A 25142-nucleotide genomic window follows, 5' to 3' on the forward strand; every position below is an offset into this window, starting at 1 on the left:
GTCTCCTGTGTTCGATCTCTTCGGCCGCGGCCGTCAGACGGCCACGAGGTCCTTGGTGCTCAGGGTGAGGAGTTCGGGTCCGGAGTCCCGCACGACGAGCGTGTCCTCGATGCGCACGCCACCGCGCCCCGCGAGGTACACGCCGGGCTCGACGGTGACCGCCATACCGGCGGACAGTGTACCGACGCCCGCGGCGGCGAGACTCGGTGCCTCATGCACTTCCAGCCCGACGCCGTGGCCGAGACCGTGCGCGAACTGCTCGCCGTACCCCGCGTCGGCGATCACCGAGCGCGCCGCGGCGTCCACTTCGGACACCACAGCGCCGGGGAGGACCGCCTCGCAGCCCGCCGCCTGCGCGCGGTGCACCAGGTCGTAGATCTCGCGCTGCCAGTCCGCGGGCTCGCCGATGACGACCATGCGCGTCATGTCCGAGTGGTAGCCGTCGACCGTGGCGCCGAAGTCGAACTTCACGAAATCGCCGCGGCTCAGTTCGGCCCCGGTCGGCCGGTGGTGCGGAATCGCCGAGTTCGGGCCGGCGGCGACGATGGATTCGAACGAGATTCCGGACGAACCGTGCTCCAGCATCCGGTTCTCCAGGTCGCGGGCCACTTCCAGCTCGGTCCGGCCCGGCCGCACTCCCCCGGCCTCGATCAGCCCGGCCAGCGCGCGGTCGGCGGCCGCGCACGCGGCGCGCAGGGCGGCGATCTCGACCTCGTCCTTGACCACCCGCAATTGCTCGGTCAGCCCCGGCGTGCGGATCAACTCGACCCGGTCGAAGGGCACCTTGAGGTTCTCGTGCTCCTCGACGCTCACGTGCTGGCTCTCGAACCCGGTCCGGCGGTAGTCCGCGAGCCGGCTGCCCGCGTGCGCCGCGAGCGCGCGGGCGCTGGCGCGGTCGAGCACGCGTTCCAGGTCCGGCACCTCCGACTCCGACTGGGTCGTGTAGCGCCCGTCGGTGCAGAACAGGGTCTTCGCGTCGCCGCCCGCGTGCACGAGCAGCGCGGCGTTCGACCCGGTGAACCCGGTCAGGTAGCGGATGTTGAGCAGATCGGTGACCAGCAGCGCGTCGACCCCATTCTCGTGGAGCAGGGCGGCGAGCGCGGCGCGGCGGCGAGCGTGGATTTCCGGCACCCGACCAGCTTAACCAGCGGCTTCCGGCCGTCGCCCGGCCGCGGTTCGAGGACGGCCTACTGGCGGTTAACTTCGGCGCGCCTACACTCCGTCCATGCTGGGTGCCTGGTTGACGCGCGGGCTGGTCATGGCGGTCGTGCACGCCGCCGCGATGACGCTGCTCGCCAAGTGGTCCGTGTTCCACCCGACCGGCCAGACGCTGTTCACGTCGCTCACCATCGCCGTACTGGTCGGCCTGGCGGCGCTGTGGAGCGCGATCGACGGCTGGCGCGGCCTGCGCGACAGAGGGCGCGCGTGGTTCATCGCCTCGCTGGTCGCGGGCGTGTGCTCGGGCATCCTGTACGTGATCGGGCGGGCGATTTTCGTCGACCAGACCGGGGTTTCCGAGCTGAGCGCCGCGCTCACCGGCGGGGCGGCGTTCTCCGCGCTGCTCGTGCTGGTGCCCGCCGGGCTGGGGCTGTTCGTCGGCGGCCGGATCCGGCGTCCGGCGGCGGACGAAGAATCCTCGGACTCGGCCGGCCCGGAGCCGGACGACGAGGACGAAGACGGCGCCGGCAGCCGCTCCGGCGAACTCGAACTGCCGCCGAGCCCGACCCCGAGGGCCGCACCGAAGCCTTCGCCGGTCAGCCGCCCAGCGGCAGCCCGCGGGCGGCGGCGTCCCACTGTTGCGGGTCGATCTCCTGCACCCCGGAACCGTTGAGCGACACGATCGTCGTGTCCGGCAGGCCGTAAAGCTGCCCGTCGAGGACCATGCCGTAGCCGCGGCCGTACGCGTGCACGACGGTCGCACCGGAGCGCAGGCGGGTCTTCACCGGCATCTCCGGCACCTGCGGCAGCGGCCGGTCGACCAGCTCTCCGGCGAGCACCGAAGCGACTGAACGCCGGTCGATCCGGATGCGCTCGCCGCGGCGGTAGAGGTCGATCATGCGGTCCGGCGACGGCATCGCGACGCCGTCGAAGGTGGCGGTGCTGCGCGTCGGGGTCGAGCAGCCGCCCGCGCCCTTAACGTCGAGCCCGAAGTGCTTCAACCCGCTCGGCGCGCCCGCCGGGCCGATCTCCGTGGCGCGCACGACGTCCAGCGAGACCAGGTCGCACGGATCGCTGACCGAGGTCGGCGCGTGCCCGTCCGGACGGCGGACGAGGCCGGGGCCTTCCTTCCACGCGCCCGGGATCACGACAGGTTTGTACGGCTGCATCGTGAAATCGCGGTCCCAGAAGGTGATCGTGGTCCCGTCGGCGGTCTCGTGCGCGATGGCGAAGGCGTCGAGCGCGCCGACCCACTCCAGGTCCACGCTGAACGCGTCGACGACGGACCGGGTCCGCGGCGCGGCGGTCGTCGCGGTGGGCTCGAACCCCTTCTCCCCCAACGCTTCCACGCCCTCGCGGAACGCCGGGTCGTGCGCCCGGATCACGAACTGGCCCGCCCCGTTCCACCCCGCCGCGCGGCCGGTGGTGTCGGTGAACATCAGGTAGTACCAGCCGTCGAGGAAGACCACCGAGGGCTGGCCCGCGCCGTAAACGTTGGCGCGGTGGACGTCGTGGGACGCGCCGAGGATCGGTTTGCCGCCGTTCGACCGGGTCCAGTGGATGCCGTCCGGGCTTGTGGCCATGCCGATCGCGTTGCCGAGCGCGTGATCGCCCGCGGCACCGGTGTAGTACATGAAGTACGTGCCGCCGACGCGCAGCACCGACGGGTCGCAGGTGTGCATGCCGTCGAAGTTGCCCGGCGCGCCGGACAGGACTGCGGGCGGCGCCCCGCCACCCGGTCCGGTGAAGGGTCCGTCGGCCGAGGGACCCTCGGCGTAGAGAATGTCGTCGCCTGGCGGCGGGGCGCTGCTGTACTGGCTGCACCACCAGATCCGGGTGCGGCCGTTCTCGACCATGACGGTGGGGCCGTAGTTGTAGGACGCGTCCACGGCCCCCGCGGCGACCACGCCCCCGCTCGCGCGACTGGCTCCGGCGCTGAGCGCGACATCCGCCGCACGAGGCGGATCCTTGGGAGTCTGCGGCCCCCCGCCCGCGATGCCGCCGTGGTCGGTGCCCTCGGCCTGCGGCTGGGCCATCGTCTGGCTGCACCCGGAAACGAGAGATCCGGCGATCAGCAGCGAGAGCAGCTGACGCACGGGTCGCCGACCCCCACGACGAAACGGGTGCATGATCGCCGAGTGTAGCGACAGCGGCACCGGATGGGTGAACCACGTCGCGCATCTGCTGGTCGGGAGGCGGGTTTACCTGGGGCTTGCTTTGCGTTGTTTGTCGCGGTGGAGTCGCTCGCTGCTCGCGGCTGGCGAGCATGGTGGGTGCGGGGCGGAAAGCGCGCTGTGGTGCCGAAATCGCCCGGGCGCGGCTGGAGAAGAGCGCGAGCCTTGCTCTTCGCCGCCAGGTCAGTCCTGTGCGCTGGCGATCCAACGCAACACGAGCGCGAACCGTCCGCCTCGAGACCGGCGATCACCGCGGCCGCGATGTCCGAAACCACGCTGTGGCACCGAAATCGTCCGGCCGCAGCAGGGCTCGCGCCAGGTTTCGCTGTCCAGCCACCGTCAGGACGAGTGGGCGGCGATCCAGCGCAACGCGAGTGCGTAACCGTCCACCCCGAGGCCCACGATCACTCCGGTCGCGATGTCCGAAAGCACGCTGTGGTGCCGGAATTCCTCCCGCTTGTGCACGTTGCTGATGTGCAGCTCGAGCAGCGGCGCGGTGAGCTGAGCGGCGGCGTCGCGGACGGCGATCGAGTAGTGCGTCCACGCTCCGGCGTTCAGCACGACCGGCGCGCCCGCGTCGGCGGCCTCGTGCAGCCAGCCGACCATTTCGCCCTCGTGGTCGGTCTGGCGCACCTCGACGTCGAGACCCAGTTCCTGGCCGGTCGCGACGCACAGTTGCGCGAGGTCGTCGTGCGTGGTGGAGCCGTAGACGGCCGGTTCGCGCTTGCCGAGGCGGCCGAGGTTGGGGCCGTTGAACACGAACGTCTTCACAGCAGCACGCTCCCGCCGTTTTCCGTGGCCTCGGCCGCGATCGCCGAGTACGCGGCGGCGAGCAGGGACGGGTCGGGGCCTTCCAGCCTGCCGGGTTTGCCGAGGCCGTCGAGGACGACGAACCGCAGCACGCCGGAGCGGGTTTTCTTGTCGCCCTTCATGGTTTCCAGCAGCTGGGGCAGCGCGTCCGCGTCGTACGCGGTGGGCAGGCCGATCAGCTTGAGCACAGAGGCGTGCAGGTCGGCGGTGGCGTCGTCGAGGCGTCCGGCCAGGCGGGCCAGTTCCGCCGCGAAGACCAGGCCGACGCTGACCGCCGCGCCGTGGCGCCAGCGGTAGCGCTCGCGGCGTTCGATGGCGTGGCCGAGAGTGTGGCCGTAGTTGAGGATTTCGCGCAGGTCGGATTCGCGCAGGTCGGCGGCGACAACGTCGGCTTTCACCTGGATCGAGCGGCGGACCAGTTCGGCGAGCACGTCGCCCGCCGGGTCGAGCGCCTGTGCCGGGTCGGCCTCGATCAGCTCGAGGATCCGCGGGTCGGCGATGAAGCCGGTCTTGACGATCTCGGCCATTCCGGCGACGAGTTCGTTGCGCGGCAAGGATTCCAGCGTCGCGAGGTCGACCAGGACGGCGGAGGGCTCGTGGAAGACGCCGACGAGGTTCTTGCCCGCTTCGGTGTTGATCCCGGTCTTCCCGCCGACCGCCGCGTCGACCATGCCGAGCAGCGTCGTCGGCACGTTCACCAGCCGGACGCCGCGCATCCAGGTGCCCGCGACGAACCCGGCGAGGTCGGTGACCGCGCCGCCGCCGAGCGCGACGACCACGCCGCGCCGGTCCAGCCCGATCCGGCCCAGGACCTCCCAGCAGAAGCTGGCGACGGAGAACGCTTTGCCGTCCTCCGCGTCGGGAATCTCGACGCGGTGCGCGTCGAGCCCGGCCGCGGCCAGCTCGTCGCGGACGGCCTCGGCGGTGGCGGTGAGCGTCGGCGGGTGGATCAGCGCGACCTTCGACGCGTCGGCGAGCTGCTCGGTGAGTTCGCCGAGCAGGCCGCGGCCCACGAGCACGTCGTACGGCTGCGCGGTGGCGACCCGGATCCGGACGGGCTGGGTGGCGGACACGGTTCTCCTCACTGCTCCCGGACCCCGGTGGCCCTGGAGCGGGGTGTGCGGTCCGTGAGGGGAACCCTGAGGAACTCAGAGTCCCTCGGGGTTCCCCTCACGGACTTGAGCGGGCGCGGGCGGCCGGCGGCGGGTCACGGTTCGCGGACCCGGTCGGGTTCGAGGGCGGCGACGGCGGCCGCGACGACCTCTTCGGGCGTTCGCTTGTCGGTCTCGATCTCGACGGTCGCCACCTCGCGGTACACCGGCAGCCGCCGGTCGAGCAGGGCTTTGAAGGTCGCGCGCGGGTTGATGCCGGCGAGCAGCGGGCGGGCGCTGGACATCCCGGTGCGCTGGACGCCCGCGGCGAGGCCGACGTTCAGGAAGACCACCGTGTGGTCCTGGAGCCGTGCGCGGGTGCCCGGGGTGAGCGGGGCGCCGCCGCCGAGGGAGAGCACGCCGTCGTGTTCGGCGAGTGCCGTGGCGACCGCTTCTTCCTCGATCGCGCGGAACGCCGGCTCGCCGTCGTCGGCGAAGATGTCCGAGATGGCGCGTCCGGCGCGGGCGACGATGTCGTCGTCGGTGTCGCGGAAAGTCACGCCGAGCGCGGCGGCCAGCAGCGGGCCGACCGTGCTCTTGCCGGAGCCCGGCGGCCCGACGACGACCGCGCGCGGGCTCACCAGCGCTCCTCGAGCGCCTTCAAGTACGCCTGCGCGTTGCGCCGGGACTCGGCCAGCGAGTCGCCGCCGAACTTCTCCAGCGCCGCGTCCGCGACGACCAGCGCCACGACCGACTCCAGCACCACGCCGGCGCGCGGCACGGCGCACACGTCCGAGCGCTGATGGATCGCGACGGCGGGCTCGCCGGTCCGGACGTCCACTGTGGACAGTGCCTTGGGCACGGTCGAGATCGGCTTCATCGCGACGCGCACCCGCAGCGGCTCGCCGTTGGTGATGCCGCCTTCGAGCCCGCCCGCGCGGTTCGACCGGCGCGTGACGCCGACCGGTCCGGTGCCGCGGTCGATCTCGTCGTGCGCCTGGCTGCCCCAGCGGCGGGCGGTGGTGAAGCCGTCGCCGACCTCGACGCCCTTCATCGCCTGCACGCCCATGAGCGCGCCGGCGAGCCGCGCGTCGAGACGCCGGTCCCAGTGCACGTGCGAGCCGAGGCCCGGCGGCAGGCCGTAGACGATCACCTCGATCACGCCGCCGACGGTGTCGCCGGCTTTCCGCACCGCGTCGACCTCGGCGATCATCGCCTCGGTCCCCTCGGCCGAGAACGCCCGCACCGGGCTCTCGTCGATGGCCGCGAGGTCGCCCGGTTGCGGAAGCGGCCCGTCGGGCGCGTCGGCGCCGCCGATCGAGACGACGTGGCTCAGCACCTCGGCCCCGAGCAACTGCCGCAGGAAGTTCCGCGCGACAGTGCCGAGCGCGGTCCGCGAAGCCGTCTCGCGGGCGCTGGCGCGCTCGAGGACGGGACGGGCCTCGTCGAAGCCGTACTTCTGCATGCCGGGCAGGTCGGCGTGCCCCGGGCGGGGCCGGGTCAGCGGCTCGTTGCGGGCGAGCCCGGCGAGCTCGGCCTCGTCGACCGGGTCGGCCGCCATGACCTTCTCCCACTTGGGCCACTCGGCGTTCTCGATCTGGACGGCGATCGGGCCGCCCTGGCTGACCCCGTGCCGGACCCCGCCGAGGAACTGGACCTGGTCGGTCTCGAAGCCCATCCGCGGGCTGCGGCCGAACCCGAGCCGGCGCCGCGCGAGCTGCGCGGAGAGGTCCGAGGTCGTCACCTCCACCCCGGCAGGCAGCCCCTCGAGCACAGCGGCGAGGGCGGGTCCGTGCGATTCTCCAGCGGTGATCCAGCGCAGCACCTGACAATCCTGTCACGGCCTGTCCAGCGGCCTGGCAGAGCCCCTGGCCTCAGGTGATGCCCGTTCCAGCGGCTGGGAAAACCGCGCACGCCCAGGTGGCCAGAACCAGGCCCGGGCCGTAGGGGACGCGGAGGGGGCCGGCGCGGATTCGGGAGCTGGCGGGGTGGGTCGATGGAGTTGGGACGGGGTCGGTTGCTGATGAGGCAGCTGCTGTTGGCCTGGGCGACTGGGCGGGATCAGTCGCCTGAGGCGGGATGTCGAGTTGGTTCGGGGTGGGCATCTTCGGGCCGGGTTGGCGGGATGGCGGGCGGGTAGAAGCCCGGGACTCGCGGACGTGGCGGATCCGGCGCATCAGCCACATCGGCACCACAGCAGCCAAGCTCACCGTCGCTGCCAGAACAGCCGCCACAGCCGGGGCCAGTCCGCCGACCGCGCCCAGTACGGCGCCGAAAGATCCGGCCAGTTTGACGTCTCCGGGGCCGAGACCGCCCGCTGACAAGCGGTGGACGATCAGGTGTGTGCCGCCGAACAGCAGGCATCCCAGGGCGGCTCCGGCGGCCAACCGCCATCCTCCGCCGCTGAGGGTGGCGAGCGTGATTGTCAGGGCGACAGCGGGATAAGCGGGCAGGGTGAGGATGTCCGGGAGGCGGCGGTGCCGGGCGTCGGCTAGCGCGAGGGGTACGCCTAGCACCGAAACCAGCCACGCGACTGGCAGCCACCAAGCCGGGAGTGCGCCTGCGTCGGCACGTGCGGCGGCCACTGCGGCTGCCGCGGCGGCGACCGCCAGGGCGAGCACGGCCGGTATCGGGGCGTCGGCTTTCTTCATCATCACCAGCAGCACGGGGACCACCGCCCCGGCTGCCAGCACTGCTGTCAGGACCATGCGGCCAAGCCTGCCGCCGGGGCTTGGACCAGGGCAAACAGATCGGGGTGCGAGGGGACCCCTCGTGCGCGACACGCCGGAAGGTTCACTCGACGGAGGCAACAACGGCGCAGTGCTCAGATTCGTCGGCGACGCTGCGCCGACCGGCCCGACCGGCCGACGTGCTGCGGTGCTGCGGTGCTGCGGTGCTGCCGTGCTGCCGTGCTGCCGTGCTGCGGTGCTGCCGTGCTGCCGTGCTGCGGTGCTGCCGTGCTGCGGAGGCAGCTTCAGCGTCGAGCAGAAGCCGCTTCAGCCGCGAGAAGAAGCCAGAACCCCGTCCTCAGCAAGAAAAGCCCGGCGGTGCTCAGTCGGATTGACCCCGCGCACCCGCTTGAAAGCCGAGCTGAACCCGAACGCGTCCGAGTACCCCACCACCCGGGCCACCTCCGCGATCGGCATCGAGAGCTGTTCCGTCAGGAGGTCCGCGGCGAGCGTCATCCGCCAGCGGGTCAGGTACGTCATCGGCGGCTCCCCCACCAGATCCGCGAAGCGCTTGGCCAAAGTGGACCGCGACACCCCGGTCCGGGCGGCCAGCGTGACGACCGTCCACGGCGCTGCCGGATCCGCGTGCAGCAAGCGCAGACACGCGCCCACCACCGGGTCCCGTTGCGCCGCCCACCAACGCGGAGGCGAGCCGCCGGGACGGTCGAACCAGTCGCGCAGGATGCAGACCAGCATCCAGTCCAGGAGGCGGTCCAGGACGATCTGCTGTCCGGGCGCGTCGACGGCCAGTTCGGCTGCCAGGTGGTGCAGGACGGGGTCTTCCTCGGCCGAGGAAGGCGGCCGGACGACTACCGGCAGCGCGTCCAGCAAAGCGGACATCCGGCCGCGGCTCCGGACCGGGTACGCGCCGACGATCAGGTTGGTTTCGCCGTGGAACGGATCGTTCCAGCCGAGGTGGTGCTGGGTGCCGCCTTGGTCGGGAGTGGCGCAGAACTCGCCGCATTCGACCGGGGTGGCGGAGGTGTCCAGGCTGTCCACGAAGGAGAACGGGCCGCGCACCAGGATGGTCTCGCGGGCGCGCAGCAGCTCCGGCGGATGGCCTTCCGGCACGATCCAGCCTTCGCCGCTCAGCAGCGTGCACAGGGTCAGCGGGGCACTGTCCACGAAGCGCAGCGACCACGGCGCCGACAGGGCCGTGCAGCCGAACAACGAGCCGTGCGCCCGGACCCCGCGGATCAAATCGCTGAACGCGTCCACTCACCCGAGATTAGACGAATGGACAGGCGATCCGGCTTTTCACCTATGGGATCGTCCGAGCGAGCCCGGTTGAATCCCTGTCATGAGCACCCTCACCGACCACGATCTCGAGTTCCTCCGCCGTCCTCTGCACGGCTTCCTGACCGTCGCCGCCGGGCCGCGGCCGCCGCAGCCTCGGCCGGTGTGGTTCGAGGCCACCGGCGAAGGCACGATCCAGCTGTTCACCGCCCCGGACTCGGCCAAGATCCGCCAGCTCGACGAGGACCCGCGCGCGTCGATCGTCGTCGCGGCGCCGGTCGGGGAACCGGAACGCTGGGTGTCTGTCGCCGGGCGAGTCACGATCGAGGCCGACGGCGGGCACGAGCTCGCGCGCAGGCTCGCTGACCGGTATTGGGACCTCAGCACCCCGGAAGGCCAGGCCGGAGCGAAAATCCTGCAGGACCTCCCCCAGGTCCGGGTCGTCATCCACCCGGAGAAGGTGCACCGCTACGCGTTCTGAGCCGTCCGCCGCGCACGGACCGCCTGCACCAGCAGCACCAGGCCGCAGATCACGCAGACCGCTTCGGTGATCACGCCCCAGTACTCGTACTGGCTGTTGAACTGGTCGTGCACGCCGTAGAAGCCCACCGTCACCGACAGCAGGTAGGCCAGCAGCGTCACGCCGCCGAAGCCCAGCGTGAAGAACGCGGGCAGCCAGTGCCGCCAGGCGAGAAGCGCGACGGCGATCACCAAACCGGCGATGCCGTTCACCAGGAAGAGCGGCCCGACCACCGGGATGTCCGCGTAGCCGCTGCCCCAGTACAGGTAGAAGTGGATCGCCGCGGAGCCCGCCAGGCCCCCCGCGCCCAGCACTCGCATCCAGGTGGTCAACATGGGCGTCTCCTTCCGTGCGGAATGCCGGATACGGACTACACGCACGGGCGACCGCGACGGTTCACCGGCACCCTGAGCCGTCCCGATTCGTTGCACAGGGCATGACTGCCGAACTTCACTCCCGCCGCTCCGTACTCGTCTCCGGGGCGGCCGTCGCAGGGACCGCCGCCGTCGCTCTCACCGCTTGCGCGAGCGGCGACAGCGGATCCGGACAAGCCGCGCCGAAGGCGGGCGGGAAGGTGATCGCACTGGCGGAAGTGCCGGTGGGCCAAGCGAAATCCGCGAAAACGCCGGACGGGCAGGAGGTGCTCGTGGCACAGCCGTCGGCGGGGACGGTCGCGTGTTTCAGCGCCGTCTGCACGCACCAGGGCTGCACGGTGAACCCGCCGCAGAACGGCCAGGCGACCTGTCCGTGCCACGGTTCGGTGTTCGACGCGCTGACCGGCGCGGTGAAGCAGGGGCCGGCGAGCCAGCCGCTGTCCAAAGTGGCCGTGAAGATCGAGAACGGCGAGATCGTCACCGCGTGACCGGGATCGCCCTTTGTGGACATTCACTGTCCACAAAGGGCCCCGGTGATCAATCGTTCCAGGTGAAAAGCTCGTCGCCGGCGGCGACCGTGCGCCCGCCTTCGAGGCCGGCGAGCACGTCCGCGGACGCGTCGAGGCCGACGACCGGGACGATCGGCGAGTAGCCCTTGGCGGCGACCGCCTCGGGGTCCCAGCCCACGATCGGCTGGCCCGCCCGCACCTTCTCGCCCTTGACGACGTGCAGGGTGAACCCCTCGCCCTTTTCCTTGACGGTGTCGATGCCGAGATGCACGAGCACCGCGCGGCCGTCCTCAGTGGCCACGACGTACGCGTGCGGGTGCAGCGTCACCACGGTCCCGTCCACCGGGGCGACCGCGTCGGCGCGACCGCCGGACGGCTTCACCGCGATGCCAGGGCCCACCATCGCCTCGGCGAACACCGGGTCGGGCACCTCGGTGATCGCGACGACCTCGCCCGCGACCGGGCTCAGGATCGGCAGGCTCACATCAAGTCCTCGATGTCGCTGGCGATGGTGTCCGCCTCCGGCCCGACGATGACCTGGACCGCCGAGCCCATCTTCACGACGCCCATCGCACCGGCCGACTTCAGCGCGGGTTCGTCCACGAGGGACATGTCCTCGAGCTCGCACCGCAGCCGCGTGATGCAGCCCTCGATCTCGATGACGTTGTCCGCGCCGCCGAGCGCCGCGAGAATCTTTTCCGGCCTGTCATCCGCCATCGCGGCCTCCTCGTATCCCGTTGGTTTTCCACTCGGAACAGGTGCGCTCCGCCACCATTACTACGCCGTTTGCCGCCTTGCCGGGCGAGCCCGGCCACGAACGGATAACGGTGGTTGACACCCGCTCTCGCTGCGGAGCATCCTGCCCCATCAGATCATTGGTCTAGACCGGAACGTACCAATCTTCCGGCGCGGACGCGAGCACCGGCCCCGGTGCGCGAAGCGAGGGAGGGTGACACCGAGATGAGTGCGGCCGCGCACATTCCGCCGTCCGACCCCGCCGAGCGCGTGGTGAACGGGCCGACCCCGAAGCACGCCCAGCTGCGGGAGATCCTGCGCCGCCTGGTGGAGCGCGAGCTCCCGCCGGGTTCGCCGATCCCGTCCGAGCGCGAGCTCGCCCAGCACTACGGCGTTTCGAGGCTCACCGTCCGCTCGGCGATCGGGAAGCTCGTCGAGGAAGGACTGCTGGCCCGGGTCAGGGGCAAGGGCACCTTCACCGCCGCCCGGCGGATGGAACTGCAGGTGTACCTGATGTCGTTCACCGACGACATGCGCCGGCGCGGGCTCACCCCGACCACCGAAGTGATCTCGACCTCGACCGAGGTCCCGCCGGTGACTTCGGCGCACGCACTCGGCCTGTCCGAGGGCGTGGCGGCGCACCGGCTCGTGCGGCTGCGGCGCGCCGACGGCGTTCCGCTGGCCGTGGAACGCGGCTGGTACCACGCGGGCCGGACCCCCGGCCTGCTCGACCTCGACCTGACCCGTTCGCTGTACGCCCAGCTGGCCGACGCGTTCTCGCGCCGCCCGGACCAGGCGTACCAGACGGTGTGGGCCGAATCCGCGGACCGCGAGACGGCGCGCTTGCTCGGCATGCGCACCGGCAGTCCGCTCCTGGTGTTCCGCCGGGTCTCCAGCTCCGGCGGCGAACCGGTCGAGGACATGACGTCCTGGTACCGGGGCGACCACTACCAGGTGACCATGCAGCTGGACCGGAACTCCCCGGGTTCCGGCGACCAACCCCACAATGGAGGTATCCGATGAGCGCCACCACCGCGGCTGGGGCTAGCGGAAAGAAGAAGGGCGGCGGCCTTGCCGGGCTGCAGCGCTTCGGCCGCAGCCTCATGCTGCCGATCGCGACCCTGCCCGCAGCAGGCATCCTGAACCGCCTCGGCCAGGACGACGTCCTCGGCAAGGACGGCCTCAACTGGGGCAAGGCCGCCGACGTGATCGGCGCGGCGGGCGGCGGCATCTTCGACTGGCTGCCGCTGATCTTCGCGATCGGCATCGCGGTCGGCTTCGCCCGCAAGGGCGACGGGTCGACCGCCGTCGCCGCGGTCATCGGCTGGGTCGTGTTCAACAAGGTGATCCAGGCGATCGCCCCGATCAGCGACCAGCAGGGCTACAAGAAGGGCTGGGACCTCGCGCCGATCCACTGGCCCTACAGCGTGCTGACCGGCATCGTGACCGGCATCGTGGCCGCGCTGCTCTGGCAGCGCTACCACCGGATCAAGCTGCCGTCCTGGCTGGCCTTCTTCGGCGGCCGCCGGTTCGTGCCGATCATCACCTCGCTCGCGATGATCATCCTCGGCGTCATTTTCGGCCTGCTGTTCAAGTACGTCGACCAGGGCATCACCTCCGCCGGCAAGGCGGTCATGGGCTCGCCGGAGATCGGCAGCGGCGTCTACGGCCTGCTGAACCGCCTGCTCATCCCGGTCGGCCTGCACCAGCTGCTGAACGTCCCGGTGTGGTTCATCTTCGGCGGCGGCGACCTGAACAACTTCTTCCACCACGTGGACGGCTCGGGCGCGTTCATGACCGGCTTCTTCCCGATCATGATGTTCGCGCTGCCCGCGGCGGCGTTCGCCATCGTGCACACCGCGCGTCCCGCGCAGCGCAAGCTGGTCGCCTCCATCATGATCTCGGCCGCGCTGACCGCGTTCATCACCGGTGTCACCGAGCCGATCGAGTTCGCGTTCATGTTCGTCGCGTGGCCGCTGTACATCTTCCACGCGGTGATGACCGGCATCTCGCTGGCGGTCTGCAGCGCGCTGGGCATTCGCCTCGGCTTCTCGTTCTCCGGCGGCGCGATCGACTTCGCGCTGAACTCGTCGCTGGACACCGCGCACAAGGCGTGGCTGCTGATCCCGATCGGCCTCGTGTTCGCCGTGATCTACTACGTCGTGTTCCGCGTCGTGATCACCAAGTTCAACCTGCGCACGCCGGGCCGCGAGGACGACTCGATCGAGGGCGACCTCGAGCGCACGGCCGCGAAGTAACACCCGAGAAAAGCAAGAGAGGTACACCATGCCGGAGAAACGCGTCACCGTGGCCAGCAAGGTGGGGCTGCACGCCCGCCCGGCCGCACTGGTCGCCAAGGCGGCCGCGGCCCAGCCCGTGGCGGTGCAGATCGCCAAGGACGGCGGCGAACCGGTGGCCGCCGGCAGCGTCCTCAACCTGATGACCCTCGCCGCCGCGTACGGCGACGAGGTCGTCATCAGCGCCGAGGGCGACGGTGCCGAGGCGGCGGTCGAGGCCGTCGCCGAGCTGGTCGCCACCGACCTCGACGCTCAGTAGCGATACCGCTCCACGGGGAAAACACGAACCGTGCGGGGCGCCGGAACTTCCGGCGCCCCGCACGGTTCGTTGCGTCAGGGCACTCGGAAACAGCCGTCGAGCAGGTCCTATTACGCTGGCGGGCATGGAGAGTCTGCGCCTGATCGACGAATGGCCCGTGGACAACGCCGCGGCCGGGGTGGTCTCCGCTTCCGGCGAGGTGCGCGGGCGCCACGGCGACCCGGCCCGGCCGTTCCGGCTCGCGTCGGTCACGAAGCTGCTCACCGCCTACACCGCGCACATCGCGATCGAAGAGGGCGTCGTCGAACTGGACACGCCTGCCGGGCCGGAGGGATCCACCGTCGCGCATCTGCTCGCGCACACCTCCGGGCTCGCCTTCGACGCGCACAAGGCGATGGCCGAACCCGGCACGCGCCGGCTGTACTCCAACGCCGGGTTCGAGGAACTCGCCGACGCGCTGGCCGAGCACTCCGGCATCGAGTTCGCCGAGTATCAGCGTGAAGGGCTGTTCGAACCGCTCGGCATGACGTCGACCCACCTCGACGGCTCCCCTGCCGCAGGTGCGGTGTCTACATTGGACGATCTGTTGCGGTTCGCCGCGGAGCTGCAGGCGCCCAAGCTGCTCGCGCCGGAAACCCTCAGCGCGGCCACCGAAATCGCGTTTCCCGGACTGAACGGCGTCCTGCCGGGTTTCGGGCACCAGAAGCCGAACGACTGGGGTCTCGGCTTCGAAATTCGCGACCACAAGAGCCCGCACTGGACGGGCGCGAACAGCTCGCCGCGCACGTTCGGCCACTTCGGGCAGTCCGGGACTTTCCTGTGGGTGGACCCGGAGGCGGGCCACGCCTGCGTCGGGCTCGCCGACCGGTCGTTCGGTCCGTGGGCCGCGCAGGTTTGGCCGCCGTTCACCGACTCCGTGCTGGCGGAACTCTCCGCGTGAGACTCTGGCCAGCTCTAGCTGCTCTCCTGCTCGTCGCGAGTTGTTCCGCGCCGGCCGCGCAAACCCAAGCGCCGCAAGCATTGCCCGCGCCGGACGCTCCGCTTCCGTTGGGCACCAACGGCGCCACGGCGCCCAAGCTCGGCTGGGCACCGTGCCACGGCGGTTTCCAATGCGCGACCGCGCCGGTTCCGTTGAGCTATCGCGAGCCGGGCGGCGCGAAGCTGAATCTCTCGGTGATTCGCATGCCTGCCACCGATCCCGCGCACCGCGTCGGGTCGCTGGTGATCAACTTCGGCGGCCCGGGCACCGACGGAGTCGGCGAGCTGATGCGGTTCGGTCCGCGGTATCCGGACGAGCTGCGGGCCAAGTTCGATCTGGTGAGCTTCGACCCGCGCGGGATCGGCAGCAGCGCCCCGGTGCAGTGCCCGGGAACGCCGCCCGCGGCCGGTTCTCCGTTGCGCGACAGCGCCGCGTTCTGGGCTGCGAGCGCGGCCGTCGGCAAGGCGTGTGCGGCGACGGGTGCCGAGCTGTCGCATCTGTCGACCGCGAATGTCGCACGGGACATGGATTTGCTTCGGCAGTCGCTCGGCGAGCAGCAATTGAACTTCTACGGCTATTCGTACGGCACGTATCTCGGCGGCACCTACGCGAACCTGTTCCCCGGCAAGCTGCGCGGAATGGTACTCGACGGAACACTCGATCTCGTCGCGAACGCCACCGGACAGCCTGGTCAGCAGCACAAACCAGTCGACGTGCGCGCCGACGTCGCGACGGCTCAGCAGCAGGAACTCGAAGCGTTCTTCGCCGCCTGCGACGCGGCAGGCCCGGGCAAATGCGCGTTCGCGGGCGGCGATCTGAAACAGAAATTCGCCTCGGTCTTCGCCCGGCTGACGCACGGTCCGGTCGGCGGAATGACGGTTTCGTCGCTGATGGAGACCATCGACCGGGCGCTGTATCAATCGTCCCGGTGGCCGCGGCTGGCGAAGACGCTCGCCGGGCTCGTGCCGTCGTCGCCGGTCTCCCCCGCCCCGGTGCTCGACCCGCGCGTACCGACGCATTCGCCCGGCTTCCTCGCCGTGCAGTGCCTGGACAGCGAACTCCCGCAGGACACCGCCTCGTACCCCGAACTCGCTGCGGCTGAAGCGAAACGCCAGCCGTACTTCGGGGTGGCACCGGTGTTTTCGATGGCGCAGTGCGTCGGCTGGCCCGCGCGGGACGAGGACCGCTACCTCGGTCCGTGGAACCGGTCGCGGCAGCATCCGATCCTGATCCTGGCCAACCGGAACGACCCGGTCACCCCGCTCGCCAACGCCCAGGCCACCGCACGGGAACTCGGCGACGGCCGCGTCGTCGTGGTGGACGGCGCCGGGCACACGACGCTCGACGTGCCCAGCACGGCCGCTTCCGCCGCGATGGCACGGTATTTCACGGATCTGACCGTGCCGCCGGACGGGACGGTCTACCCGCCGCAGGTCCGGCCGTTCCCCTAGTTCAGCACGTTGATCGGCTCGCCCGCCTGGAACGCGGCGATGTCCTCCACCGCGCCGCCGTAGAAAATCTCATACGTTTCCCGGCTCACGTAACCGATGTGCGGCGTCAGAATCGCGTTGTCCAGCGTCCGCAGCGGATGGTCCGAGGGCAGCGGTTCGCCGTCGTAGACATCCAGCGCGGCCGCGGCGATCTTCTTGCTGCGCAACGCATCCAGCAGCGCCGTCTCGTCCACGATCGGCCCGCGCGAGGTGTTCACCAACAACGCGGACGGCTTCATCGCGGCGAATTCGGCCGCACCGACCAGACCCCGGGTGCGCTCGGACAGGACCAAGTGGACCGACAACACATCCGCCCTCGCGAACAAGTCCTCTTTGGACACCGCCGTCACGCCGTGCTCCGCCGCCCGCTCCGGGGTGAGATTCTGGCTCCACGCAATCGGTTTCATCCCGAACGCCTGGCCGATCCGCGCGACCTCGGCACCCAGCCTGCCGAGCCCGAGCAGGCCGAGCGTCTTGTCCCGCAACGCCGTCCCGAGCCCGACCTGCCAGCCGCCCTCGCGCATCGACCGGAACTCCAACGGCAGATTGCGCGCACCGGCCAGGATGAGCGCCCACGCGTGTTCCACCGTCGGCGCGGCCAGCGCTCCGGTCGCGGAAACGACGACGCCGCACCGCTTCGCCGCGTCCAGATCGATCGCCGCGTTCCGCCGACCGGTGCTGACCAGCAGTTTCAGCGCGGGCAGCCGGTCGAACACCGCGGCCGGGAACGGCGTGCGCTCGCGCATCGCGACCACGACGTCGAACCCGGCCAGCCGCTCGACCGTCTCGTCCGGCCCGGCGAACGGCGCGCTGAACACCTCGATCTCCGCCCCGAGCGGCTCCCAATCAGCGCACTGGAGAGCCACGTTCTGATAGTCGTCGAGGATCGCGATCTTCATGCCGCCCACCGTAACCCGCGAGTCAGGCGTTGCGCGCCCGCTCGATGATCTCGTCGATCACATCGTTTTTCGCGTCGGCGTAATTCTGCACGTACTCCCACACCTGTGCGGCGAGTTCGCGTTTCTTCGCCAGGTACAGCGCCAGCTCCTCAGGATGGCTGCGCAGCCGGTCGCGGAAAAGCAGATACCGCTCGGTCTGCCCGTTGCCCGGCGAATGGACGTGCAGGTTGACGTTCGTGTCCGGGCCCTTGAAGCAGCGGTGCTTCTCCCACTCCGGTTCGCGGATCACCAGCCGGTAGCCCGCCGCTTCGAGATCGGGCACATACGCCGCCTCGTCGTCCGAATCGGGCACTTCGAGCAGAATGTCGACGATCGGCTTCGCGGCGAGCCCCGGCACCGAGGTGGAGCCGACGTGTTCGAGCAGCAGCACGCGTTCCCCGAGCGCGGCGCGGATCCGCGCCGCCTCGATGTCGTAGAGCCGCGGCCATTCCGGGTCGTACTCGGCGAGGGTGACGGTGGTGCCGAGTTTCGGCGCCTCGCCGACCCACGCCGCCTGGATTTCGTCCTCGCCGAACTGTTGCCTGGTCACAGTGAATCCCCCTGATGCTGGTGGAAAACAGCCCGCCAGGATATCAGGAAATCGGCAGCGGCAGAATGTTTCCGCTCGCCTCGCGCAGCGCCGCCCGCATTTCCTCGCGCGGAGCCGGTTGGCCGGTGAACTGCTCCGCTTGTCCGAATGCCTGGTGCAGCAACATGTCCAGCCCGGTCGCGAGCCGTCCCCCGCGTCGTTCGACCGCTTCGGCCAGCGGCGTCGGCCACGGGTGGTAGATCACGTCGAGCACGCCGCCGATCCGGGACAGCTCCGCGACGTGCGGCGCGACCGCGTCCGGCGGAACCGTGTTGACCAGCACCGCCGTGGTGTCCGCCAGCTCCGCGAAGTCCACTTCGGACCATCGCAGCACGTCCGCGGTCAAGCCCGCGCGCTTCGCCGCGTCCACGGTTTCCGAAGCCCGTGCCGGTTCCCGCACCACCAAACGCACCGTCGTGACGCCCAGTGCGGCCAATCCGACCACTGCGGCCGCAGCCGTCCCGCCCGCGCCGAGCACCACCGCCTGGTCGCTCGGAGAAGGCGAGTAACCACCGGCGTAGCGCAGCGCTCCGGTTACCCCGTCGACGTCCGTGCAGTCGGCGAGCCAGCCGTCCGGCCGGCGCACGAGCGTGTTCGCCGCACCGACCGCGGCCGCGCGCGGGGTGACCTCGGCGGCGTGGTCGAGCGCGGCCCGTTTGCCCGGCATGGTGACCGAAAGGCCGACCCACTCCGGGCCGAGACCGTCGACGAAACCGGGCAGCCCGGCGGCGTCCGTCTCGACCCGGTCGTATGTCCAGCCGTCCAGGCCCAGCGCCGCGAACGCCGCGCGGTGCAGCACCGGCGACAGCGAATGCGCCACCGGCTTGCCCAGCACCGCCGCGCGGCGCGGCCGGTCACTAGATGACGCCACGCTGCTCTGCCAAGTGCCTGTTCTCGTTGTGCTGGTCGTTCGTGACCGCGAAGCAGGAATGCCCGTCCTTCTCGCATTTCACGAAGTACGCCCAGTCGCCGGGAGTCGGGCTGACCGCGGCCTTGATCGCGTCCATGCTGGGCACCGCGATCGGCGTCGGCGGGAGACCGTAGTTGGCGTAGGTGTTGTACGGTCCCGCCTTCGCCCGGTCCTCGGGTTTGGTGAGCAGCGTCGGGCGGTCCAGCACGTAGTTGACCGTGGAGTCCAGCTGCAGCCGGATGCGCTGCGCGATCCGGTTGTAGATCACCCGCGAGATCTTGCCGAAGTCCGGCTTGATCGCCTCGCGCTCGATGAGCGACGCGATGATCAGCGTCTGGTACGGCGACATTCCCGGCCCGGTGTTCTGCGCGGTGAGCCCGGCCGCCTGGATCGAATCGGCCGACTGCTTCACCAGGTCGGTGATCAGCTCGGTCGCGCTCCAGCCGGGTTTCACGTCGTAGACGCCGGGCGCGATCAGGCCTTCCAGGCGTTTGTCCTTGCTCAGCGCCTTGCCCGCGTCGGCCAGCGCCCACTCGGGCGCGCCGAGTGCCTTGAGGTCGGCGTCGGCGACGGTCTTGCGCAGCTGATCGACCGGAATGCAGGTGCTCTTGCCGCTCAAGGTCGCGCACGAGGCCTTCGACATCAGGCTGTACACCCCCGGCGTGACTTTGCCGTCGGGCTGCGTGATGTCGTCGAACTGCGTGTACGGCCGGATTTCCAGCCGCCCGACGCGCGCGGCCGGCGAGGTGATGAGGTCGACCGCTTCCTCGCCGGACATGTGCTGGCGCAGCAGGTAGTAGCCCTGCTGGATCTTGCTGAGCGCGGTGTTCTCCGCGCCCGCCTTCACGAACGCCCGGGAACTCGCGACCACGCCCGCGTCGGTGAGCTTCGCGCCGATCGCGGACGTCGTGTCGCCCTGTTCGACCTGCACGAGCGCGTCACCTTCGCCGGAACCGTCGAAGTCCGCGTAGCCGAAGATCTTCTGGTACCCGAAATAGGCGCCGCCGCTGAGCAGGACGAGCACGAGCACCGCGGCGATCCAGCCGATCGCGCGCTTGCGCTTCCTCTTGCGCGGCTTCTTCGCGGGCGGCTCCTCGACCGGCGGGTCGGCCGCGTCTTCGGGGTAGCCGTCCTCGTCGTAGCCGTCGTATTCCTCGTCGTAGTCCTCGTACTCGCCGTATTCGTCGTACTCGTCCTCGAAGAGGCCGTCGATCGGCTGCTGGTCGTCCGGGTGCTCCGGCTCGTGCGCGGCGGGCACGGTCGGGATCACTTCGGTGGGCTGCTCGACCGGCTGCCGGCGCGGCGGCTGGTCGCGCGGATCGCGCGGCATCGACGCGTCCGCGAACCGCGGGTCGCGCGGCATGGACGCCTCGGCGAACCGGGGATCCGGCGGCATCGACGCGTCGGCGAACCGGGGATCGCGCGGCATCGAGGCCTCGGCGAAGCGCGGGTCCGGCGGCATCGACGCGTCGGCGAACCGGGGATCGCGCGGCATCGACGCGTCGGCGAACCGCGGATCCGGCGGCACGGAGCCGTCCGGCGGCGGAGCGGGCGCGCGCCGGGCCGGAGGCGGGGGTGGCAGGTCCGGCGCCCGGCGACGGCCAGGCGCGACGGCTTCCACCGGCACGTCGACGTCATCCCGGCGACGGCGGCCGGACGGAGGTTCGACCTCGACCGGCGGCGGAACGTCCTCGCGACGACGGCGACGCCCAGCGGGCGGCTCGGCAGGAGGCGGCGCGTCCTCGAGACGGCGACGGCCTGCCGGAGGCTCGGCGTCGACCGGCGGAACGTCCTCGCGGCGACGCCGTCGACCGGCTGGCGGCTCGGCGTCCGCCGGCGAAACTTCGTTCCCGCTCACCGGTGCATCGCCCGGAGCTATCCGCCGCGGACGGGCGCGCGGAAGGTCGTCGGCCGCGTGCGGCGGAAGATCCCAGTTCTCGGTGGACCGCTTCGGCGGCGGGGCCGGACGCCGCCGCCGGGTCGGCGGTGCATCAGCGGCCGGGCGACGAGGCGGCTCGGCGGGCGGCATCGCGTCGGGCGCGACCCGACGGGTCGCTTCGCCGGCCCGACGAGGCGCACCCTCGGGCGCGCGTCGGCGGCCTTCCGGAGCGGGAGGACGCTGAGGCCGTCGTCGTTCGCCGGACGGCGGCATGCCCTCCGGCACCTCGCCGCGCGCACGGCGAGGAGGTAGTTCGTCTTCAGGCTCGCGCCGCCTGCGCCGCCCGCCCGGAGCGCCGGAACCCGCCGCGGGGTCCGGGAAATCCGGGGTGTCGGGGTTGCGCAGCCGACGGCGGCCGCCCGGGTCGCCGGGGCCGCGGGGGTCGGTCATGAGTCGCCTTTCCGGGCGCGGTGCGCGGCGGCGGCGTCGAGCCAGGCTTGCAGGATCTCGACTGCCGCTGCCTGGTCGACCACGGCGCGCTGCTTGCGTCCCTTGACCCCCCGCTGGGACAGCATTCGCGACGCGGTGACCGTCGTCAACCGCTCGTCTGCCAGCCGCACGGGCACGTCCCCCACGCGCCCGGCGAGCTGCTCCGCATACGCGATCGCGATGTCCGCGGCCGCGCCCTGCCGGTTCGCCAGCGTCCTCGGCAAGCCCACGATCACCTCGACCACCTCGTGTTCGGTGACGAGATCGGCAAGCCGGTCCAGATCGCTGTCGTCCTTCGCATCACGGGAGAGGGTAACGAGCGGGCTCGCGAGCACGGGGGCGGGATCGCTCAGCGCGACCCCCACCCGGACAGACCCGACATCGACCGCGAGCCGCCTGCCCCGCCCCGGATCGGACTCGCCGGGCCGATCCGGGCCTCTCCTGGAGTTAGCGGCCAAGGTTCGCGACCGCCGCGCGCAGGGCCGTGACGGCCTGCTCCGCGCCGGCCGGGTTGCTGCCGCCGCCTTGGGCCATGTCCGGCTTGCCGCCGCCGCGCCCGCCGATCGCCTCGGCGAACGACGGCACGAGCTTGCCCGCCGCGATTCCCTTGTCGCGCGCCGCGGAGGTCGTGGCGACCACGAAGGCCACCTTCTCCCCCGAAGGCGCGAACAGCGCGACCACACCGGCGCGTTCGCCGAGGCGACCGCGGATGTCGGAGGCGAGCGCGCGCAGGCCGTTGCCGTCGACGTCCGGCACGACCTCGGCGACCACCGAGACGCCGGAGACGTCCTGCGCCTTGTCCAGCAGCGCGCCCGCCGAGCCGAGCACCTGCTGCGTGCGCAGCTGCTCGATCTCCTTCTCGGCGTTCTTCAGCCGGGACAGCACGTCCTCGATCCGGCCGGGCAGTTCGTCCGACGGCACCTTGAACGTGTTCGCCAGCTGCGAAACGAGCAGCTGCTCCTTGCGCACGTGCTTGAGCGCGTCCGGGCCGACCAGCGCCTCGACGCGGTGCACGCCGGAGCCGACCGACGCGTCCGACACCAGCTTGACCAGGCCGAGCTGGCCGATCCGGCCGACGTGCGTGCCGCCGCACAGCTCGCGCGAGTACTCGCCCATGTCGACGACGCGGACGTCGTTGCCGTACTTCTCGCCGAACAGCGCGACCGCGCCCAGCTCGAGCGCCTTGTCCTTGGTCGTGGTGTAGCTCCGCACCTCGACGTCGGTCTGCAGGTAGTCGTTCACTTCCTGCTCGACCTCGGTGAGGATGTCCGCCGACACCGCGCCCGGCGTGGTGAAGTCGAAGCGCATCCGGCCCGGCGCGTTGAGCGAACCGGCCTGCGCCGCGCGCTTGCCGTACGCGCCGCGGACCGCCGCGTGCACGAGGTGCGTGGCCGAGTGCGAGCGCTCGATCGACAGGCGGCGGTTCGCGTCCACCGATCCGGTGAGCCGGGTGTCGATGCCGACCTCGCCCTCGGTGACCTCGACGCGGTGCACGAACAGCCCCGGCACGATCTTCTGCACGTCGAGCACCTTCAGCTCGACGCCGTCGCCGACCAGCACGCCGGTGTCGGCGATCTGCCCGCCGCTCTCGGCGTAGAACGGGGTGCGGTCGAGCACCAGCTCGGCCTTGCGGCCCGCCGCGACGCTGCGCACCGGCAGGCCGTCCTCGAGCAGGCCGACGACTTTCGCGTCCGCCTGCAGCTCGGTGTAGCCGAGGAACTGGGTTTCGCCGTGCTGTTCGAGCACCTTGCGGTACTCGGACAGGTCGCCGTGGCCGCTCTTGCGCGACGCCGCGTCCGCCTTCGCGCGCTTGCGCTGCTCCTCCATGAGGGTGCGGAACCCGGCCTCGTCCACCGTCAGGCCCTGTTCGGCGGCCATCTCCAGCGTCAGGTCGATCGGGAAGCCGTAGGTGTCGTGCAGCTGGAACGCCTTGTCGCCGGCGAGGACGTCGCCGCCGCCCTTCTTCGTCTCGGCCGCGGCCAGGTCGAAGATGCGCGAGCCGCTGGTGAGGGTGGCGAGGAACGCCTCCTCCTCGACGCGCACGACCTCGGAGATCCGGTCGAACCCGCTGACCAGCTCGGGGTAGGTCGGGCCCATGGTCTTGCTGACGACCTTCGCGAACTCCTGCAGCACCGGCTCCTGCACGCCCAGCAGGCGCGTGGAGCGCACGATGCGGCGCAGCAGCCGGCGCAGCACGTAGCCGCGGCCGTCGTTGCCCGGAGTGACGCCGTCGCCGATCAGCAGCACGCCGGTGCGCGCGTGGTCGGCGATGACGCGGAAGCGCACGTCGTCGGCGTGGTTGGCGCCGTAGCGGCGGCCGGAGAACTCCTCGGCGCGGCCGATCACCGGGCGCACCAGGTCGGTCTCGTACACGTTCTCGACGCCCTGCAGGATCGTCGCGACGCGCTCGACGCCCATGCCGGTGTCGATGTTCTTCTTCGGCAGCTCGCCGATCGGCGGGTGGCCCAGCTTCGGGCTCTGGTCGCCGCGGACGTCCTGCATGAAGACGAGGTTCCAGATCTCGATGTAGCGGTCCTCGTCGGCGACCGGGCCGCCCTCACGGCCGTACGCCGGGCCGCGGTCGTAGTAGATCTCCGAGCAGGGCCCGCCGGGACCGGGCACGCCCATGTCCCAGTAGTTGTCCTTGCCGTCGCGGACCTGGATGCGCTCGCTGGGCAGGCCGGTGAGCTTGCGCCACAGCCCGGCCGCCTCGCTGTCCTTCTCGTAGACGGTCGCCCAGATCCGGTCCGGGTCGAGGCCGAAGCCGCCGTCGTCCTGGGACTTGGTGATCAGCTCCCAGGCGTTCTCGATCGCGCCTTCCTTGAAGTAGTCGCCGAACGAGAAGTTGCCCGCCATCTGGAAGAACGTGTTGTGCCGGGTGGTCTTGCCGACCTCGTCGATGTCCGGCGTGCGCACGCACTTCTGCACCGAGGTCGCGCGCGGATACGGCGGCGGGGCCTCGCCGAGGAAGTAGGGCTTGAACTGGACCATGCCCGCGTTGACGAACAGCAGGTTCGGGTCGTCGAGGATCAGCGGGGCGCTCGGCACGCGCGTGTGGCCCCGGCTTTCGAAATGGCGCAGGAAACGGTCGGTGATCTCGTGTGTGTCCACGGGTACGTCCTTGTGCTGAAGACCCGGCTTAGGCCGGGGAAGGAAACGGGGGTCGGAGGCGGCGGAAGGCGCGCGGAGATCAGCCCTCCGCCCGGCGAGCTCGCCGGGCGGGGCGACGTGCGGCGTGCCGGCCCGCGCCCGAAGGCGGCGTGACGGCGGCGGTCCGCTCCTCGACCATGTCGTGCAGCTCCTGTTCCCGTTCGTTCATCCCGGCGCGCACCTCGGCGCCGAACGAACCGACGGCGCCCGCGAGTTCCCGCACGGCGTCGCCCAAGTTCGATGCTAACCCGGCAGGCGTGGCCTGACGAGCGGTTTCGCTCGCCTTGCGGCTCAGCGCGACTCCCGCGACGACCCCGACCCCGAGCCAGAACAGCCGCTTCACTTCTTCCCCCGGCGGGCCGGGCGCTGCGCCTTCGCTTCCTGGCGCTTGCGGCGCGCGCGGATCGCCTTGCTGATCCCGTACGACAGCGCGGCGGTCTTCACCAGCGGGCCGCCGAGCGTCGCGGTGAACACCGACGAGAGCGCGGAAACGTTGCCGCTCACCGCCTGCGCGTTCGCGGTGATCCCGTCGACGCGCTCGAGCTGGGTGTTGACGTGCGTGATCGTCTCGTTGGCCCCGATCAGGATCGGGTCGCTGTTCTCGTGCGCCTTGCGGATCGCGATCGTCGCCTCGTCCAGCGTGCGGCCGAGCTTGAGCAGCGGGATCGCCAGCAGCAAGACCAGCAGTACGAAAGCTCCTGCGGCGATCAGCGCGGCGATCTGCCCTGCCGACACGGGCCCTCCTCGGGTGGTGCGGGGTCTTAGGTGGTGTGAGGTTACCGCCTGCGGAGCTTCTCGGCGGGGACCCCCCGCCGCAGTGGTCACC

General features: G+C 71.1%; 26 protein-coding genes and 1 pseudogene. 8 read left to right on the forward strand and 19 right to left on the reverse strand.

Going from position 1 to position 25142, the window contains the following annotated elements; all coding sequences use genetic code 11:
* Positions 1–33: 33 nt before the first annotated feature.
* A complete protein-coding gene (locus AB5I40_RS13185; RefSeq protein WP_370938778.1) occupies positions 34–1131 on the reverse strand; it encodes a M24 family metallopeptidase in 1098 nt (365 codons plus the stop codon).
* 94 nt (positions 1132–1225) lie between these two features.
* On the opposite strand from AB5I40_RS13185, the gene AB5I40_RS13190 reads away from it, so the two are divergent.
* Positions 1226–1831 (forward strand): B-4DMT family transporter, encoded by a 606-nt coding sequence (locus AB5I40_RS13190; protein ID WP_370938779.1) that lies wholly within the window; start codon positions 1226–1228, stop codon positions 1829–1831.
* Here the strand turns inward: AB5I40_RS13190 and AB5I40_RS13195 are convergent.
* The 7 genes from AB5I40_RS13195 to AB5I40_RS13225 form a co-directional block, all read right to left on the reverse strand.
* The gene (locus tag AB5I40_RS13195) at positions 1755–3245 is read right to left on the reverse strand and encodes a beta-xylosidase (RefSeq protein WP_370940510.1); all 1491 of its coding nucleotides are present in this window, start codon (positions 3243–3245) and stop codon (positions 1755–1757) included. The two genes, AB5I40_RS13190 and AB5I40_RS13195, sit on opposite strands and share 77 nt — an antisense overlap.
* Positions 3246–3671: 426 nt before the next feature.
* Positions 3672–4103: a type II 3-dehydroquinate dehydratase gene (gene aroQ / locus AB5I40_RS13200; RefSeq protein WP_370938780.1), complete on the reverse strand. Its 432-nt coding sequence runs from the start codon at positions 4101–4103 to the stop codon at positions 3672–3674.
* The gene (gene aroB, locus AB5I40_RS13205) at positions 4100–5215 is read right to left on the reverse strand and encodes a 3-dehydroquinate synthase (protein WP_370938781.1); all 1116 of its coding nucleotides are present in this window, start codon (positions 5213–5215) and stop codon (positions 4100–4102) included. The genes aroQ and aroB overlap by 4 nt, the downstream gene beginning before the upstream one ends.
* A 134-nt stretch (positions 5216–5349) precedes the next feature.
* Positions 5350–5874 (reverse strand): shikimate kinase, encoded by a 525-nt coding sequence (locus tag AB5I40_RS13210; RefSeq protein ID WP_370938782.1) that lies wholly within the window; start codon positions 5872–5874, stop codon positions 5350–5352.
* Complete coding sequence (aroC, locus tag AB5I40_RS13215; RefSeq protein WP_370938783.1) at positions 5871–7058, reverse strand: chorismate synthase; 1188 nt, start codon at positions 7056–7058, stop codon at positions 5871–5873. Before aroC ends, AB5I40_RS13210 begins: the two co-directional genes overlap by 4 nt.
* Positions 7059–7107: 49 nt before the next feature.
* Positions 7108–7941 (reverse strand): prepilin peptidase, encoded by an 834-nt coding sequence (locus tag AB5I40_RS13220; RefSeq protein WP_370938784.1) that lies wholly within the window; start codon positions 7939–7941, stop codon positions 7108–7110.
* A 288-nt stretch (positions 7942–8229) separates the two neighbouring features.
* A complete protein-coding gene (locus AB5I40_RS13225) occupies positions 8230–9180 on the reverse strand; it encodes an AraC family transcriptional regulator (protein WP_370938785.1) in 951 nt (316 codons plus the stop codon).
* Positions 9181–9262: 82 nt separating this feature from the next.
* Between AB5I40_RS13225 and AB5I40_RS13230 the strand changes: the two genes are divergently transcribed.
* On the forward strand, positions 9263–9679 hold the full coding sequence (locus AB5I40_RS13230; RefSeq protein ID WP_370938786.1) for a pyridoxamine 5'-phosphate oxidase family protein: 417 nt from the start codon (positions 9263–9265) through the stop codon (positions 9677–9679).
* Here AB5I40_RS13230 and AB5I40_RS13235 read toward each other — a convergent pair.
* Complete coding sequence (locus AB5I40_RS13235) at positions 9667–10053, reverse strand: hypothetical protein (protein WP_370938787.1); 387 nt, start codon at positions 10051–10053, stop codon at positions 9667–9669. The two genes, AB5I40_RS13230 and AB5I40_RS13235, sit on opposite strands and share 13 nt — an antisense overlap.
* 101 nt (positions 10054–10154) lie before the next feature.
* On the opposite strand from AB5I40_RS13235, the gene AB5I40_RS13240 reads away from it, so the two are divergent.
* On the forward strand, positions 10155–10580 hold the full coding sequence (locus AB5I40_RS13240; RefSeq protein WP_370938788.1) for a Rieske (2Fe-2S) protein: 426 nt from the start codon (positions 10155–10157) through the stop codon (positions 10578–10580).
* Between the two features lie 49 nt (positions 10581–10629).
* On the opposite strand, the gene AB5I40_RS13245 is transcribed toward AB5I40_RS13240, so the two are convergent.
* Together AB5I40_RS13245 and AB5I40_RS13250 are read right to left on the reverse strand one after the other, a co-directional pair.
* A complete protein-coding gene (locus tag AB5I40_RS13245; protein WP_037818962.1) occupies positions 10630–11085 on the reverse strand; it encodes a PTS glucose transporter subunit IIA in 456 nt (151 codons plus the stop codon).
* Positions 11082–11318 (reverse strand): PTS glucose/sucrose transporter subunit IIB, encoded by a 237-nt coding sequence (locus AB5I40_RS13250; protein WP_344267364.1) that lies wholly within the window; start codon positions 11316–11318, stop codon positions 11082–11084. The genes AB5I40_RS13245 and AB5I40_RS13250 overlap by 4 nt, the downstream gene beginning before the upstream one ends.
* A gap of 243 nt (positions 11319–11561) precedes the next feature.
* Here AB5I40_RS13250 and AB5I40_RS13255 point away from each other — a divergent pair, with 243 nt between their 5' ends.
* From AB5I40_RS13255 to AB5I40_RS13275, 5 genes are all read left to right on the forward strand, one after another.
* Positions 11562–12359 carry a GntR family transcriptional regulator gene (locus AB5I40_RS13255; RefSeq protein ID WP_370938789.1) on the forward strand — a complete coding sequence of 266 codons (798 nt, stop codon included), beginning with the start codon at positions 11562–11564 and terminating at the stop codon, positions 12357–12359.
* The gene (locus AB5I40_RS13260; protein ID WP_370938790.1) at positions 12356–13594 is read left to right on the forward strand and encodes a PTS transporter subunit EIIC; all 1239 of its coding nucleotides are present in this window, start codon (positions 12356–12358) and stop codon (positions 13592–13594) included. The genes AB5I40_RS13255 and AB5I40_RS13260 overlap by 4 nt, the downstream gene beginning before the upstream one ends.
* Positions 13595–13622: 28 nt before the next feature.
* On the forward strand, positions 13623–13892 hold the full coding sequence (locus AB5I40_RS13265) for an HPr family phosphocarrier protein (protein ID WP_033291653.1): 270 nt from the start codon (positions 13623–13625) through the stop codon (positions 13890–13892).
* A 124-nt stretch (positions 13893–14016) separates the two neighbouring features.
* Positions 14017–14832, forward strand: coding sequence for a serine hydrolase domain-containing protein (locus AB5I40_RS13270; RefSeq protein ID WP_370938791.1), 816 nt, complete (start codon positions 14017–14019; stop codon positions 14830–14832).
* Positions 14829–16322, forward strand: a complete 1494-nt coding sequence (locus tag AB5I40_RS13275; RefSeq protein WP_370938792.1) for an alpha/beta hydrolase — start codon at positions 14829–14831, stop codon at positions 16320–16322. Before AB5I40_RS13270 ends, AB5I40_RS13275 begins: the two co-directional genes overlap by 4 nt.
* Here AB5I40_RS13275 and AB5I40_RS13280 read toward each other — a convergent pair.
* The 8 genes and pseudogenes from AB5I40_RS13280 to AB5I40_RS13315 all read right to left on the reverse strand — a co-directional run bounded on the left by AB5I40_RS13280 (position 16319) and on the right by AB5I40_RS13315 (position 25051).
* Positions 16319–17260: a D-2-hydroxyacid dehydrogenase family protein gene (locus AB5I40_RS13280; protein ID WP_370938793.1), complete on the reverse strand. Its 942-nt coding sequence runs from the start codon at positions 17258–17260 to the stop codon at positions 16319–16321. The two genes, AB5I40_RS13275 and AB5I40_RS13280, sit on opposite strands and share 4 nt — an antisense overlap.
* A gap of 25 nt (positions 17261–17285) precedes the next feature.
* A pseudogene (locus tag AB5I40_RS13285) lies at positions 17286–17849 on the reverse strand (GrpB family protein); the annotation flags it as partial.
* Between the two features lie 43 nt (positions 17850–17892).
* A complete protein-coding gene (locus AB5I40_RS13290) occupies positions 17893–18759 on the reverse strand; it encodes a shikimate dehydrogenase (RefSeq protein WP_370938794.1) in 867 nt (288 codons plus the stop codon).
* Entirely contained in the window at positions 18746–21127 is a 2382-nt protein-coding gene (mltG, locus tag AB5I40_RS13295; protein ID WP_370938795.1) for an endolytic transglycosylase MltG, read from the reverse strand. Before mltG ends, AB5I40_RS13290 begins: the two co-directional genes overlap by 14 nt.
* Entirely contained in the window at positions 21124–21624 is a 501-nt protein-coding gene (gene ruvX / locus AB5I40_RS13300) for a Holliday junction resolvase RuvX (protein WP_370938796.1), read from the reverse strand. Before ruvX ends, mltG begins: the two co-directional genes overlap by 4 nt.
* On the reverse strand, positions 21614–24277 hold the full coding sequence (gene alaS / locus AB5I40_RS13305) for an alanine--tRNA ligase (protein WP_370938797.1): 2664 nt from the start codon (positions 24275–24277) through the stop codon (positions 21614–21616). Before alaS ends, ruvX begins: the two co-directional genes overlap by 11 nt.
* 79 nt (positions 24278–24356) lie before the next feature.
* On the reverse strand, positions 24357–24659 hold the full coding sequence (locus tag AB5I40_RS13310; RefSeq protein WP_370938798.1) for a hypothetical protein: 303 nt from the start codon (positions 24657–24659) through the stop codon (positions 24357–24359).
* Positions 24656–25051 carry a DUF948 domain-containing protein gene (locus AB5I40_RS13315; protein WP_370938799.1) on the reverse strand — a complete coding sequence of 132 codons (396 nt, stop codon included), beginning with the start codon at positions 25049–25051 and terminating at the stop codon, positions 24656–24658. The genes AB5I40_RS13310 and AB5I40_RS13315 overlap by 4 nt, the downstream gene beginning before the upstream one ends.
* Between the last annotated feature and the right edge of the window lie 91 nt (positions 25052–25142).

The organism is Amycolatopsis sp. cg13, assembly GCF_041346965.1.
In the GTDB taxonomy this organism is placed as follows: domain Bacteria; phylum Actinomycetota; class Actinomycetes; order Mycobacteriales; family Pseudonocardiaceae; genus Amycolatopsis.

Coding starts and splice junctions, on each gene's coding strand:
- AB5I40_RS13265 (WP_033291653.1), top strand. CDS start 13,623: ATGCCGGAGAAACGCGTCACCGTGGCCAGCAAGGTGGGGCTGCACGCC.
- AB5I40_RS13230 (WP_370938786.1), top strand. CDS start 9,263: ATGAGCACCCTCACCGACCACGATCTCGAGTTCCTCCGCCGTCCTCTG.
- AB5I40_RS13235 (WP_370938787.1), bottom strand. CDS start 10,053: ATGTTGACCACCTGGATGCGAGTGCTGGGCGCGGGGGGCCTGGCGGGC.
- AB5I40_RS13255 (WP_370938789.1), top strand. CDS start 11,562: ATGAGTGCGGCCGCGCACATTCCGCCGTCCGACCCCGCCGAGCGCGTG.
- AB5I40_RS13250 (WP_344267364.1), bottom strand. CDS start 11,318: ATGGCGGATGACAGGCCGGAAAAGATTCTCGCGGCGCTCGGCGGCGCG.
- AB5I40_RS13280 (WP_370938793.1), bottom strand. CDS start 17,260: ATGAAGATCGCGATCCTCGACGACTATCAGAACGTGGCTCTCCAGTGC.
- AB5I40_RS13220 (WP_370938784.1), bottom strand. CDS start 7,941: ATGGTCCTGACAGCAGTGCTGGCAGCCGGGGCGGTGGTCCCCGTGCTG.
- AB5I40_RS13260 (WP_370938790.1), top strand. CDS start 12,356: ATGAGCGCCACCACCGCGGCTGGGGCTAGCGGAAAGAAGAAGGGCGGC.
- mltG (WP_370938795.1), bottom strand. CDS start 21,127: ATGACCGACCCCCGCGGCCCCGGCGACCCGGGCGGCCGCCGTCGGCTG.
- AB5I40_RS13190 (WP_370938779.1), top strand. CDS start 1,226: ATGCTGGGTGCCTGGTTGACGCGCGGGCTGGTCATGGCGGTCGTGCAC.
- AB5I40_RS13240 (WP_370938788.1), top strand. CDS start 10,155: ATGACTGCCGAACTTCACTCCCGCCGCTCCGTACTCGTCTCCGGGGCG.
- AB5I40_RS13270 (WP_370938791.1), top strand. CDS start 14,017: ATGGAGAGTCTGCGCCTGATCGACGAATGGCCCGTGGACAACGCCGCG.